The organism is Psychrobacter sp. AOP7-B1-25 (assembly GCF_052376195.1).
Taxonomy (GTDB): Bacteria; Pseudomonadota; Gammaproteobacteria; order Pseudomonadales; family Moraxellaceae; genus Psychrobacter.
Genome location: NZ_JBQSVK010000001.1, coordinates 511,730 through 525,394, shown reverse-complemented (window position 1 = coordinate 525,394; position 13,665 = coordinate 511,730). Strand labels below are relative to the sequence as shown.

Sequence of the window (13,665 nt, the reverse complement as noted above, 5' to 3'; positions counted from 1 at the left end):
TGCAAAGAATAAAAAGTTGCTTACCATGGTTTTTCCATTGTCTTTCAAAGATTTTAAAAGCTACAGCTTGCGTTTAGGCGTACTTGCATTCCCTATTTTAATCACTCAGTTTTGCCAAGCAGCACTTGGGGTAGTCGATGCTATCATGGCAGGTCAAGTCTCGGCGCTTGATTTGGCTGCGGTAGCCGTTGGGTCTGGTATTTGGCTACCGCTGTTTTTATTGGCCACAGGTGTGCTTATCGCAACCACGCCTCTCATTGGTGAAGCGATTGGCCAAGACCAGCACGGTCAAGTGCCACACATTACGCAGCAGTCTTTATGGACTGCTGGTGTCATTGGTATCATCGGTTTTATCATCGTCAATTTGGCTCCCAATCTTCTTGGCATCATGGGTGTACCTGAGAATATTCAACCGATAGCAACGCAATATTTACATGGCGTCTCATTTGGTTTCCCAGCGCTTGCTGTGTATGCCGTGCTACGCAGTTATTGTGAGGCATTAGGCCGTCCTGAGCCTGTCACTGTCATCAGTGTTATTGGTCTACTCGCAGACATTCCTTTGAATTATATTTTTATTCACGGGCTCTTTGGTATGCCCGAAATGGGCGGAGCAGGCTGCGGTGTAGCGACAGCATTGGTATTATGGATAAATGTCCTATTGCTTGCTGCCTATACTAGCTTTACCAAGCGCCGCGAATTTATGAGTACGCGATTCTTTTATGGTTTTTCAAGCCCCAATCGCACACAGATTAAAAAGCTATTAAAACTTGGTATTCCTATTGGTGTCTCTATCTTTTTTGAAGCCAGTTTATTTAGCTTAGGTGCACTTGTTATTAGTCCATTAGGTGAGCTGGCAACAGCGTCGCATCAGGTGGCACTGTCAGTCACCTCTCAGCTATTTATGATACCGATATCTGTCGCCATGGCGCTCACTATCATGATATCCAATCGATTTGGTCAAAAAAATCTACTAGCACTCCGTCAAGTGCAAGCTACTGGGCTTATTTGGACGGTATTAATTGCTTTGACTTGTATGCTTGGAATATGGTTATTTAGACCAGAATTAGCAGCAGCATTCACTGACAATCCAGAAGTCAGGGCTCAGTCCATGCATTTGCTTATCTTTGCACTTGCCTATCAGTTATTTGATGGCTGGCAAGTCAATGTCGCTGGTATATTGCGCGGTATGCAAGATACAACTATCCCGATGTGGGTAACGCTTTTTTGCTATTGGTTAGTTGCTCTACCGCTGGGTGTCTATCTAGTGCGTTTCACTGACGTTGGTGCTCAAGGCTTTTGGATGGCATTGATTACAGGTTTATTCTTATCATCTATCTTACTTACTTTGCGCCTACGCTATCAGCAAAAACGTTTAACTGTGCTGTGGGGTTAGGCTAACTATTCATGGATTGTATTTTATAGCCATCATTAGTGTCATCTGATCATACAGACTATGAAAAATCGTAGATATTTTCTTGCTAAAAAGATGGCTTACGTCAAAATATGTAAAAATCTTCAGTTAACAACTGTACATTGATTGCTCATTGTCTTGAATCTAGGTATCATTAGCAATTAATTAGACAATATTTAGTTACACTATTTCTCGAATTTAGTACAAGGCCAGATAAAAACTATGGATATTGAAAAAATACGCACCCTCATCGCCCTTATGGAAGAAAGTGAACTGGTTAATTTAGAAATCAGTTCAGACGACGAGCATATTAGCTTAACTCGTCACTATGACGCACCTGCGCCAACTATGATGGCTGCTCCAGCTGCGAGCGCTGCTCCTGCTGCCGCTGTTGAAGGCAAACCTGCAGAAAAAGCAGGTAGCGTTGAGTCTTCACCAATGGTTGGTGTTTTCTATTCAGCACCAAGCCCTAATGATCCACCATTTGTGAAAGTTGGTCAAAAGGTTCAGGCAGGTGATACTTTAGGTATTATCGAAGCCATGAAAATCATGAACCCGCTTGAAGCGACTCAAAGTGGTATTGTTGACGAAATCTTGGTAGATAACTCTGAAGTCGTACAGTTCGGTCAACCTGTCATACGCTACAAAGCGTAACGATATTTGCCATACTTTATTTCATTATGGCTGACTTTTGATATATAACGCATCAAAGCCAAATAACATGATGCCATGTATCGAAACTCAGTCCATGACTGACGCTTCGACAAGGATGAACCCATGATAAAAAAATTGCTCATTGCCAACAGAGGTGAAATTGCTCTGCGCATCGTCCGCGCCTGTAAAGCGCTAGGTATCCAAACGGTAGGTGTATACTCTACTGCTGATGCCAATCTGATGCACTTGCGCTTTGTTGATGAGGCAATTTGTATTGGCAAGCCTAATGCTAACCAAAGCTACCTTGATATCAACACCATCTTAACCGCTGCTGAAATCACTGGTGCAGATGCTATCCATCCTGGCTATGGATTTTTGTCTGAGAACGCTGAATTTGCTGAACAAGTAGAAGAAGCAGGATTGACCTTCGTTGGTCCTAATGCTGATCATATTCGCCTCATGGGCAACAAAGTCTCTGCCATCAACGCCATGAAAAAAGCTGGCGTACCAACTGTACCTGGTTCAGTTGGCGCTGTAACCCTGCATAATGCTGAGGAGCAAGCACGCAATATTGGCTTCCCACTATTGATTAAAGCAGCTTCTGGTGGCGGTGGACGCGGTATGCGTGTGGTTGAACGCTTTGACGAGTTGATTGGTCAAGTGCAAGCTGCCAAACAAGAAGCTGAGCTATGGTTTGGTGATGATACTGTCTATATGGAGCGCTATCTACAAAACCCGCGCCACGTAGAAATACAGGTGCTAGGTGATGGTAACGGTAATGCTATTCATTTATATGATCGTGATTGCTCATTGCAGCGTCGCCATCAAAAAGTACTAGAAGAGGCACCTGCCCCAGACATTCCAGATGATGTACGTGAGCCAATTTTAAAAGCTTGTGTAAAAGCATGTGAGCTTGTTAAATACCGCGGTGCTGGCACGTTTGAGTTTTTATTTGAAAACAATGAGTTTTTCTTTATTGAAATGAACACTCGTGTACAGGTTGAGCATCCAGTGACTGAGATGATCACTGGTATTGATGTCGTCGTCGAACAGCTCAAAATTGCTGCTGGTTATGGCCTGTCTTATCGTCAAAGTGAGATTGAGATCCAAGGTCATGCAATTGAATGTCGTATCAATGCCGAAGATGCAGCGACTTTCGTGCCTTGTCCAGGTACTATTAGCCAACTGTTCACACCAAGTGGTTCTGGCATTCGCTTTGACTCTCATTTATACCCTGGCTATGAGATACCGACCTATTATGATTCATTGATTGGTAAACTGATCTGTCATGGTCAAACTCGTCAGCAAGCCGTTGCTAAGACTGTACATGCCCTTGATGAGCTAGTTATTGAAGGCATTAAAACAAATATACCTTTGCATCGCGATGTGATTTTGGCCGACGATAACTTTACCCGTGAAGCGCAAAACATTCACTATCTTGAAAGAGAACTGTTGAATACGAACAAAGATAAAGAAGAGTCGTAGACTGAAACGCCTATAGAGTCCGATAAGCTTAATAAGTTTCACTGCCACCCTCATTTGAAAAACACAAAAAAAGCCGCTATCAATATAGCGGCTTTTTTATGTCATCAATGAACTGTCGATTATACGTAAAATACAACGAGCATGCCTAATTACGGCAACACTCTGTGGAAGTTCATAAAGCATTCGTCACCATCAGGGTCAGCACACCATTGCATCTGATTGCCATCATGGTTGATAAATGCAATCAACGCTTCATCAGTCTGGTCAATCTGATTACCTGAACAATCTATTTCATTATTATCATAAACGGTCTTAATCGCAATAACTGGTAACCCTTCTTCACGGTGAGTGACTAGATAGCGGCCGTATGTCCATTCTTCGCCACTAACGGACCACATCTCATTATCTGCACTGAAATTATATAACTCACGGCATTGATTAGACTTGCCATTTGACGCCAGTAAGTCTTTGCTAATCACTGGTTTAGTGTTTAGAACCCGCTCTTCACTTTGAGTCAGTACGCCGCCGTCCATGCCTGTCATCACCTTAGGCTCTGCACTGCTGGTCTGTTGTTTACTACTTAACGACTGATTAGCTTCCGCTTCTTTAGCCATCGTGTCACGAGTAGAAGGACCGCTGCTATCCAAGTCTATTTCCCACTGTCCAGCAATAGCTGGACTAATATGGGTGGTAATGGTCGGCTTGGTAATAGCCTCACCATTTGCAGGTATTGAGGCCAAAATAGATGCCAGGGTGAATGAAGCAAATGAGATAGGTTCCATAATTAACCTTTTATTTATAATATTTTAATATATACATTAGCGTAAGTCTTAGACACTAAAAACACAAGTAACATTATGCTATTGCTCATATACATGTAGTCGAAATATCATAGGTCTTTACGAAAAAAATAACGCCAGCGCTCGACTTGTTAGAAACAAGAAGCGATGACGTTATTAGCATACAGAATTTTGCGTAATATCAGTTGCTACTTAATGCTAAGCAGCTTCTGTATTTAGTGCTTGAGCAAAGGCTGATAACGCCCCTTTGAGCATGGCTGATACCGTGCTACTACAAGTACCGATACCAGAATAGACCTCACCATCAACATTTAGTTGAATGTAAGCTGCCGCATTGGCATTGGTTTTGTTATCGCTATTGGTATCATCGTCGATACCATTGCCACTGTTATGATGCGGGTTAATCGCATGCTCTGCATAGTTAATGATATGCAAGGATTTGCCAGTATGCTGCGCAAGTCCATCGATAAATGATGATAATGGACCATTACCCGTACCATCAATATCAATGGTATCGCTATTCATCTGTACTTGCCCACTAAAGTAAACCTCACCGCCTTTATTATTGACACTATAATCTAGTAGTTCAAACTTACCTTGCTGCAAGTAAGTCTCTTCAAAGGTCTGCAAGATTTCATCGTTCTGCAACTCACGTGCAGCCGCTTCAGCTTGCTTTTGTACCACACGGCTAAAGTCAATCTGCATCCAGCGTGGTAAGTTAAAGCCATAGTTACGCTGCAAGATATATGCAACGCCGCCTTTGCCCGACTGACTATTGATACGTACCACATCTTGATAGCTACGACCGATATGCGCAGGATCAATTGGTAGATACGCCACGTCCCAAACATTGTCTGTTTCACTCTGATTGCTCTCATTGTAGTCGAGAGACTTCTTGATCGCATCTTGATGTGAGCCACTAAATGCTGTGAAGACCAACTCGCCTACGTAAGGATGACGTGGGTGCAATGGTAAGTTATTGCATTCGCTCACAACCTGTACAATTTCGCTCATGTTACTAAAATCAAGCTCAGGATCAATACCTTGGCTAAACAAGTTCATGGCCATAACCATGATATCCATGTTGCCTGTACGCTCGCCATTACCAAGCAATGTGCCTTCGATACGATCAGCACCTGCAAGCACACCTAATTCAGCGGCTGCTACGGCACAGCCACGGTCATTATGAGTATGCAAACTCACAATCACATGCTCACGCTGTTTTAGATTGCGGCAAAAATACTCTACTTGATCAGCAAAGACATTGGGCATAGAAGCCTCAACCGTCGCTGGCAAGTTAAAAATAACTTCCTGACCCTGCTGTGGTTGCCACACGTCACACACTGCATCACAAACCTCGACGGCATATTCAGTCTCTGTCTGACTAAAACTCTCTGGCGAGTACTGAAATACCCAATCCGTCTCAGGATACTTTGCCGCATACTCTTGTAGTAGCTTGGCACCAGCAATAGCAATATCTTTGATTTCAGCTTTATCTTTACCATAGACTTTTTCGCGTTGTACACGGCTGGTTGAGTTATAGACATGGACAACCGCACGCTTGACACCTTTTAATGATTCAAAGGTGCGAGCAATCAAATGCTCACGCGCTTGTACCAATACTTGAAGCGTTACATCTTCAGGTACGTGGTTTTCTTCGATAAGCTTACGTGCAAAGTCAAACTCTACCTGCGCCGCTGACGGAAAACCAATTTCAATCTCTTTAAAACCAACATCTACTAAGGTCTTAAAGAAGCGCATTTTTTGTTCGATATTCATCGGATCAATCAGCGCCTGATTACCATCACGCAGGTCCACACTTGCCCATATTGGTGACTTCTCAATCGTCTTGCTTGGCCAAGTACGATCTGGCAGCGATGGCGCAAATGCAAATGGACGGTATTTACGGAAGTCAAAATCGGCACTTTTTGGTGTGATCTTTGCAGTCCCTGTTGCTGCAGTATGCGTGGCTTGGTCAGACATAATCAATCCTTAGATGATATGGTTATTTGTATATTTAGCTAGGCGATTAGCTGTTAATTAGATCCGTATTTATCATACGAGATGACTATTAGTCATGTCTTAATAATATCAAAGTTTAATAGAGAGAAACCTGCTTTCTTTTACTTTATTTTCTATTATTTTAGTGGAAAAACACAATTTAGATATTATAATCGAATAAATCCACTATTAGAGCTTCAAAAATGCAAAATAATCATATTTATAGTACAGGGATAGCAGATATAGACGAGACAGATAGACAGTTGCTACGCTTATTGCAAACGCAAGCGCGTATGAGTATTACTGAACTTGCTGAGCGAGTCAATCTATCTGCTACCCCTTGCGCACGTCGTATCAAACGCTTGGAAGATGCGAATATTATCACCGGCTACCATACCAAAACTGATGCGCAAAAACTCGGCTATCCGCTGGCTGTGTTTATTGCTATTAGTATGGATCGACATACAGCAGAACGTTTTGAACAGTTTGAACGCAAGGTTCAGAGCTTTGAAGAGGTCATTAGCTGTAGTATTGTCACAGGACGTACAGAAGACTATCTTATCAAGGTAAGAGTTCGTGATATGGCACATTATGAAGAGTTTTTATTGCACCGCCTCAACCGTATTGAAGGTGTGGCTCAAGTTCATACCAGTTTTGAATTACGAGAAGTATTTAGCCGTAGCGTAGTTTAGACGATCTAGGCGGTCGTTAGCGACTGTCGACGGAACCATATCAATAGCACCAATCCAGCCAACAATCCGATAGCAGCGACAAGCAACCCAGCATTGAAATTACCCTCTTTCCCTGCCAGTGCCACCGTGACCAAAGGCCCCAAAAACTGTCCTAACGCATAAGCCAGTGTTGCCAAGGCAATCAGCAAATTAGAATAGGCAGGATTGATGTTTTTAAACAGCGTAAGTGTCATCGAAACCATACCGACAAAGGTCAGTCCTAAAATCGCAGCATTGCCATATAAGCCAAGCGCCCCATCAAACCATATAGGCAAGCACATACCCAACGCTTGCAATACCGTCAGCCCCATCAAGGTTTTTAGCTCACCGATACGTTTGGCAAGCGCGCCCCATAGTGGGTTTGACAACATCGCAAAAATACCAACGACCAACCAAATCATCAATCCAGCATACATCTGTGTTGTTAGACGCTGCGCTGCCATGACAGGTAAAAAAGTTGCTGAACTAATATAACCAAACCCTGCCAATACATAGCTAATAAAAAGCAAAGTAAGCGCTTTATGATGTCCAGAAACTGCTTCATATAAAGAACGTTTGAAGTTTAAGTAAGTCTGATGTACTGACACGTGCTGTTTGTCATCAATCTGTTGCGATCCCAGACTATGTACTTGTCTTGGTTTTACTGTATAAAGTAGCCATACAAGCGGTAAACTGGTGACACCTGCTACCAGCCAAATTATATCGAAGTGATAGCCCAACTTTAATAGCCACCATGTCACTATGGCAGAGGCACTAATACCAACACCAATACCTGCATAATGGACTGCTGATAATACAGAACGGCGCTTAGGGCTAAGGTTTTGAATCACAAACGATGAGCTCAGAATCATCGCTACACCACTTGCAATACCGGCAATTAAGCGAATGATATACCATAGCGTGAGCGACATATTTGGTATAACAAGCAATATCGTAGTGACAACACTTATAACCGCCCAAAGTGTCATCGCCTGCCATGTCGAGCGTTGAGGCACAAACATAGCGATGAGAGCGCCGATAAAGTAGCCAATATAATTGATTGATGCCAGCCAGCCTGCAATCGTCGTTGATAGCGACAACTGCACCATAATATCAGGTAAGGTGGCGGTAAAGAGAAAGCGTCCATAACCCATAACGACTGCCATGCAGTACATACCAATACAGGCAATGGCAGCTTCGTTGGTAATCGTCGGGACCATACGGCCTTTAAAAGCAGTCATCATGACAGAGCCATTTTTGTGGCAATTAGCACACAATCCTTTGTGTTAGACAGTCAAAAGCAGTAATAAAAAAACGCAGTAATAAAAAAGTTATTAGGTATATTAGGCCGGTATAAAATATTTGAGAAACTAAAATATTATAGAAACTAAAATATTATAGAAACTATGATACGTTTAACGTTGACGTCTCTACCGTATCTTGTCCTAGCATTTGCACACGCTGATCGCTAAACATGTCCATATCTGGAGCTAGCGTACGCATAAACCGATCAAAATACAACATCTGTTTGGTTAACAAAGCAAAGTCGCGTGGAAAATGGATACCATGACGTTTACCAACTTCAACAATCTCGAGCATCATTTGATTGAGCTCATCGGCTTGCTCTTTGCTATTGAAAGGTACACCGCTCGTAAAGGTTTTATCTTCTGCCATAATGGTGATCATCATACGCTGAAGGTCATTTCCTAATGCAGCCACATCGACCTTATTGCCACCATGCGTCATTTCCATATCAATCATATGGCGAGCCATGGCTTGATAGTCACTGTCTTGCATGGCTTGCATCATACCCATGCAAGCCCGCCAGCTCTCAGCTTTTAGTTTACCGACGATACCAAAATCTAAAAATCCAATACGGCCATCAGTCAATAGCATCAAGTTGCCCGCGTGCAAGTCAGCATGAAAGCTATTGCATAGCATCAGACTAGCAAACCATGTGTTTAAGGTGTCTGCCATTACTTGTGCAGGATCGGCGCAATACTGACGCATGAGCGATTCATCAACCATAGAGACGCCATATAGACGGCTCATCGTCAGAACACGTTTAGTCGTCAAGTCTTCATATACTGTTGGGGCAACCACGCGGGTATTACCTGATACCGCTAAGAACTGCTGAAAATCGCGGATATTTTGTGCTTCAGCAATAAAATCAGTCTCGGCGAGCATACGCAGACGAATCTCGTCAATAATCGGTGCAATGCTAGCAAACTTCATCGATGGCATAACTATCTCAAGTAGCTTAGTCACGCCATGTAATACACCCAAATCGGTCTGCATGATGGTTTCGACGCCAGGCTTTTGTACTTTTAATACCACCTCATCACCATTATGCAAACGTGCTGCATGCACTTGAGCGATAGAAGCTGATGCCAACGGTTCTGGGTCAATATGCGCAAACGTGTCATCAAGTGTCGTGCCATCTGTCGCTAGCTCTTCTTTCAGCACTTGCTCGATATAAGCATAAGACAATGGTGTGGTCTGATCCAAGCAGCTCTGGAAGGCCTTGACATAATCACGTGGAAACAGCGATGGCGTACTAGCGATAAACTGACCAATCTTGATATAAGTCGTGCCTAGCTGCTCAAAGGTTTCCTTAAGTAGCATCGCATCAGGTTTCTCACCTTTTGCCACTCTTAGCGCAGACAGGCCTGCCACGCTCGCTGTTTGGCGAACACGATTGACAACATTAAAAGTATGTTTTAATAAATGCGGACGATGAATTTTCATAAAAAACAACTATGATAATAAGAGGAAGGTTTAAAGACAGAGAATACAGTGCAGAAATGAGTTAAAAGCCTATTATTCAGTCAGTAATACTACAGACAGGACATTGTGGGTCTTTTCGATAGACCATCAATCGCTGCTGCATCTGACTACCATCCCATATAAGCAGTTTGTTTGTCAGTGGATTTTTGGTTAATCCCAAGTACTGCAACGCAGCATTGGCTTGTAGATTACCCATGACAGCAGTGGTACTCGCCAGTACTCCTGAATTGGCACACGTACGTTCGTCAGCGACTTCATCAGGTACTACTGAGCCAAATACGCAATGATAGCAACCAGTGTCGAGCTGAGGCTCAAACAATGCTAACTGTCCTTGCATCGCGATCGCTGAAGCAGATAATAGAGGAATCTGGTGGCGCACACTGATACGATTAATAATGTCACGAGTAGCAAAATTATCCGTACAGTCTAAAAGCAAGTCAGGCTTGCCTGCTACCATATCAAGCAATTCATAAGCATTGTCTTCATCTAACCGTGCCACTGTGCCGCGAGCCTCTATCAAAGGATTGATGTACTCTAACATGTGTGCTGCGGCCAGTGCTTTCGGCTGTCCGATATCTTTTGGCAAAAACAGCGTTTGCCGTTGTAAGTTACTTGCTTCAATTTTATCATCATCGATCAAATGGACATGACCCACTCCAGCACGTACTAATGTCTCAGAAGCAGGACAACCAAGGCCGCCTGCGCCTATTATGGCCACACGTGCTGACTTGAGTCGCAGCTGAGCGTCCATATCCCAACCGTCTAATAATACTTGCCGCGCATAACGGAGCAGCTCATCATCCGATAGCTGTACCATCTCTTTTGCCATATTCATTTGCAACCTGTAATCAAAGAAATCTACTAACAAAAACTATCTATTGAGTTTGCCCAAGCGTGACCCGATCATTACCACCGTAATCTTTTACCGTATGTACTGACTCAAAATTACTATCCAAAAACAACTTGCGAACAGCAGCACCTTGATCATAGCCATGTTCAATGGCTAACAACCCACCTGTACATAGGTATGACGTTGCTTGCTGGACGATATGCTCAATATCAGCCAAACCCTGATTAGGCGCACTTAGGGCGCTGATTGGTTCAGCTTTTAGACCTACTAGATGCTCGTCTGTCTCGTCAATATAAGGAGGGTTAGAAACAATCACGTCAAACCGCTGCTCATCACTAGCAGGTAGCGCTTGATACCAACTACTTTGAACAAACTCCACATTGGCAATGCTATTGCTAGCAGCATTGTACTGAGCAACTTTAAGCGCCTCTGACGATAAATCAACCGCCACGACTTGCCAGTTAGCATGTCTTAATTCATGGGCAAGACTGATAGCGATACAACCTGACCCTGTACCCAAGTCAAGCAATCGTTTACTACTAAAATATGTTGACCGGTCATTTATCCAATTTAACACCTGTTCAACCAGTACCTCTGTATCAGGCCTAGGAATCAAAGTATGCTCATTCACACTAAAGGTCAATGACCAAAATTCCTGCTGTCCAGTCAGATACGCAAGCGGTATACCCTGCTGCATTTTTACCACACCGTCATTGAAACGTGCGACCTCACTATCAGTGAGCTGATAATCTTCCTCAGTCATTAACGCTATCGCAGGCTGCTCAATGACATGTAGCAACCAATCAGTTAGCCAAAATGACGGTAGCTGATTATTTGACTCACCATTCGTCAGTTGTTGAATCTGCTGCTTGATTTGACGAATGGTCGATATGGTCATAGATAGCTCATAAAAAATGATGAATGAATAAAAGTAAAAATGCGACCAAACCTACTCTGACGCGCGTGGTGGTTCTTTGGTATCGGTCATATTTGGATTGGTTTTGCTCAGCTTGTCACCTGTACCATTGCCACCGCTTCCATCATCATTATCATCGCCATAGATATTATCGTTATCGCCAATGACAATATGTCTATCTACGAAGTAAATCAGCGCCAAAATCGGAATACCGATAGCGAAGGTAAAGATAAAGAAAAACGGGTAACCCATATTATCGACGACGGCGCCAGAATAGCCACCCATAACTTTAGGTATTAGCGTCATCAGTGAGGAAAAAATAGCATACTGTACCGCGGTAAAGCGAATCGACGTCAGTGCCGACAGAAAAGCAATAAATACAGCGCTTGCAAGACCCGCAGCCAAGTTATCAAATATCACTGCCATATACATAATTGGCAGGCTACCTGGGTTGTATGTCAATACTACAAATAGTAAGTTGGTCACACACGCCAAAATCGCGCCAATCATCATGGCATGCATGATACGGAAGCGCTGAGCCAAAATCCCGCCTAAGAAGCCACCTGCAATTGCCATAATCACACCGACCAGTTTTACGGCATTGGCGATGTCTGTTTTGCTAAAGCCCATGTCTTGATAAAAGACGTTTGAAATCACGCCTGCGACGATATCTGAGATACGGTATAGACCAATCAAGGCTAATAACAGTAGTGCCTTTTTGCCATAACGTCGGAAAAAGTCTAAGACAGGCTCGATCCATGTTGCCATGGCCACTTCTTTTTTCACCAGTCCTACTTGTACCAGTGCATAACCCGCCACCATCGCCGCGCCTAAGCTTACTAATAAATGCAAAGTTTCTACAAAGAAGCTAGAAAAAGCACCTTCAAACTCGGGTAGAACTTGCCCCATCAATATATAAGCGGCGATAAAAGCTATCACTGAAAATACAAACAACGCTACCAGTCTGACGTAGTCTTCACGAGTTTCAGCGACCGACGGGGCTTTGTTGATAATTTTTGGCTGGTTAATAATGAAATACAGCAACAATAATGGCGCGCACGCGACCAATGCTAAAAAGTAAAACTTAATTGCTGGCATGGCCATTAATGGTATTAAGACCACTGCGCTATCAAATACGGTATTAATCAAAATATTAATTAGATAAACAAAACCAAACAGTAGGCCTGGGATAAGTAATAACGCCGAATAAATCAGGAATACTTTTAAATTGCCCTTCTGTTTTTTACTTTGCAAAGTCTCAGCGGTTGGCTCATAGCTGGCAAAGGTCGTTAATACCCCTAACGTCATGACCCCTGCCATGATGTAATAGGTGTTGCGCCACGCTTCATAACTATAAAACGTCTCATTTGAGCCAAAAAAGTCAGCCAAATATAACGCGCCTGCCCCTGCGACAATCATACCGATACGGTAGCCTGATACATAGATAGAGGATAAAATAGACTGCATAGATGGCGGCGCAAGCTCAATACGGTACGCATCAATCACGATATCTTGCGTCGCAGAAGAGAACCCAAGCAACACGGCCGCGCATGCCATATAAACCAAGACGTCTTCGCTGACAGGATTCACCCTTGCCATCAAAAAGATAGCCAGCACAATGAGTAGCTGTGATACAACCATCCAACTACGACGGCGCCCTAGCCACTTGGTCAAAAACGGTACAGGAAGCGCATCAATCAACGGTGCCCAAATAAACTTGAACGAATATCCCAACGCCGCCCAACTGAACATAGTGACGACACTACGATCAATACCTGCTTCTCTAAGCCATAGCGACAGACTTGAGAAAATCAGCAGAATAGGTATACCCGCTGAAAACCCCAAAAACAGCATAATAATGACGCGAGGATCGAGATAAGCTTTTGTAGCCTCGCCCCATGACTTTTTGGCAACTGGTTGATTGGGCGGTACGGATTTGACAGCAGACATAATAACTCACCAACAATTCAGACAAAGAACACAACCGCGCACAATTTTTATCAATCTTTAGAATCAGTTATCAACAAAAGGATCGATAAAAATTGCTCTAC

At 43.3% G+C, this 13,665-nt stretch carries 11 protein-coding genes; 4 read left to right on the top strand and 7 right to left on the bottom strand.

Features of this window, described 5'->3' with window-relative positions:
* Positions 1 to 25: 25 nt before the first annotated feature.
* From ACT3QR_RS02060 to accC, 3 genes are all read left to right on the top strand, one after another.
* On the top strand, positions 26 to 1,393 hold the full coding sequence (locus tag ACT3QR_RS02060) for an MATE family efflux transporter (protein WP_444519848.1): 1,368 nt from the start codon (positions 26 to 28) through the stop codon (positions 1,391 to 1,393).
* Between the two features lie 240 nt (positions 1,394 to 1,633).
* Positions 1,634 to 2,065 carry an acetyl-CoA carboxylase biotin carboxyl carrier protein gene (gene accB / locus ACT3QR_RS02055; RefSeq protein ID WP_102092842.1) on the top strand — a complete coding sequence of 144 codons (432 nt, stop codon included), beginning with the start codon at positions 1,634 to 1,636 and terminating at the stop codon, positions 2,063 to 2,065.
* Between the two features lie 123 nt (positions 2,066 to 2,188).
* A complete protein-coding gene (gene accC, locus ACT3QR_RS02050) occupies positions 2,189 to 3,550 on the top strand; it encodes an acetyl-CoA carboxylase biotin carboxylase subunit (RefSeq protein ID WP_444519724.1) in 1,362 nt (453 codons plus the stop codon).
* A 149-nt stretch (positions 3,551 to 3,699) separates the two neighbouring features.
* Here accC and ACT3QR_RS02045 read toward each other — a convergent pair whose 3' ends face one another.
* Positions 3,700 to 4,332 carry a hypothetical protein gene (locus ACT3QR_RS02045; RefSeq protein ID WP_444519723.1) on the bottom strand — a complete coding sequence of 211 codons (633 nt, stop codon included), beginning with the start codon at positions 4,330 to 4,332 and terminating at the stop codon, positions 3,700 to 3,702.
* Positions 4,333 to 4,548: 216 nt separating this feature from the next.
* Entirely contained in the window at positions 4,549 to 6,333 is a 1,785-nt protein-coding gene (leuA, locus tag ACT3QR_RS02040; protein WP_444519722.1) for a 2-isopropylmalate synthase, read from the bottom strand.
* 221 nt (positions 6,334 to 6,554) lie between these two features.
* Between leuA and ACT3QR_RS02035 the strand changes: the two genes are divergently transcribed.
* Positions 6,555 to 7,043, top strand: coding sequence for an Lrp/AsnC family transcriptional regulator (locus ACT3QR_RS02035; protein ID WP_444519721.1), 489 nt, complete (start codon positions 6,555 to 6,557; stop codon positions 7,041 to 7,043).
* A 5-nt stretch (positions 7,044 to 7,048) separates the two neighbouring features.
* Here the strand turns inward: ACT3QR_RS02035 and ACT3QR_RS02030 are convergent, their stop codons facing one another.
* The 5 genes from ACT3QR_RS02030 to ACT3QR_RS02010 all read right to left on the bottom strand — a co-directional run bounded on the left by ACT3QR_RS02030 (position 7,049) and on the right by ACT3QR_RS02010 (position 13,564).
* The gene (locus tag ACT3QR_RS02030; RefSeq protein WP_444519720.1) at positions 7,049 to 8,305 is read right to left on the bottom strand and encodes a YbfB/YjiJ family MFS transporter; all 1,257 of its coding nucleotides are present in this window, start codon (positions 8,303 to 8,305) and stop codon (positions 7,049 to 7,051) included.
* A 160-nt stretch (positions 8,306 to 8,465) separates the two neighbouring features.
* Positions 8,466 to 9,809 (bottom strand): ABC1 kinase family protein, encoded by a 1,344-nt coding sequence (locus ACT3QR_RS02025; protein WP_444519719.1) that lies wholly within the window; start codon positions 9,807 to 9,809, stop codon positions 8,466 to 8,468.
* A 76-nt stretch (positions 9,810 to 9,885) separates the two neighbouring features.
* Positions 9,886 to 10,677, bottom strand: coding sequence for a HesA/MoeB/ThiF family protein (locus ACT3QR_RS02020; protein ID WP_444519847.1), 792 nt, complete (start codon positions 10,675 to 10,677; stop codon positions 9,886 to 9,888).
* A 46-nt stretch (positions 10,678 to 10,723) separates the two neighbouring features.
* On the bottom strand, positions 10,724 to 11,596 hold the full coding sequence (prmC, locus tag ACT3QR_RS02015) for a peptide chain release factor N(5)-glutamine methyltransferase (protein WP_444519718.1): 873 nt from the start codon (positions 11,594 to 11,596) through the stop codon (positions 10,724 to 10,726).
* A 51-nt stretch (positions 11,597 to 11,647) separates the two neighbouring features.
* Entirely contained in the window at positions 11,648 to 13,564 is a 1,917-nt protein-coding gene (locus ACT3QR_RS02010; RefSeq protein ID WP_444519717.1) for an AmpG family muropeptide MFS transporter, read from the bottom strand.
* Positions 13,565 to 13,665 lie beyond the last annotated feature (101 nt).

Bases quoted from the DNA above. Each gene is read 5' to 3' on its own strand.
- ACT3QR_RS02045 (WP_444519723.1), bottom strand. From the start codon at position 4,332: ATGGAACCTATCTCATTTGCTTCATTCACCCTGGCATCTATTTTGGCC.
- ACT3QR_RS02010 (WP_444519717.1), bottom strand. From the start codon at position 13,564: ATGTCTGCTGTCAAATCCGTACCGCCCAATCAACCAGTTGCCAAAAAG.
- accC (WP_444519724.1), top strand. From the start codon at position 2,189: ATGATAAAAAAATTGCTCATTGCCAACAGAGGTGAAATTGCTCTGCGC.
- prmC (WP_444519718.1), bottom strand. From the start codon at position 11,596: ATGACCATATCGACCATTCGTCAAATCAAGCAGCAGATTCAACAACTG.
- accB (WP_102092842.1), top strand. From the start codon at position 1,634: ATGGATATTGAAAAAATACGCACCCTCATCGCCCTTATGGAAGAAAGT.
- ACT3QR_RS02030 (WP_444519720.1), bottom strand. From the start codon at position 8,305: ATGATGACTGCTTTTAAAGGCCGTATGGTCCCGACGATTACCAACGAA.
- ACT3QR_RS02020 (WP_444519847.1), bottom strand. From the start codon at position 10,677: ATGGCAAAAGAGATGGTACAGCTATCGGATGATGAGCTGCTCCGTTAT.
- leuA (WP_444519722.1), bottom strand. From the start codon at position 6,333: ATGTCTGACCAAGCCACGCATACTGCAGCAACAGGGACTGCAAAGATC.
- ACT3QR_RS02035 (WP_444519721.1), top strand. From the start codon at position 6,555: ATGCAAAATAATCATATTTATAGTACAGGGATAGCAGATATAGACGAG.
- ACT3QR_RS02060 (WP_444519848.1), top strand. From the start codon at position 26: ATGGTTTTTCCATTGTCTTTCAAAGATTTTAAAAGCTACAGCTTGCGT.
- ACT3QR_RS02025 (WP_444519719.1), bottom strand. From the start codon at position 9,809: ATGAAAATTCATCGTCCGCATTTATTAAAACATACTTTTAATGTTGTC.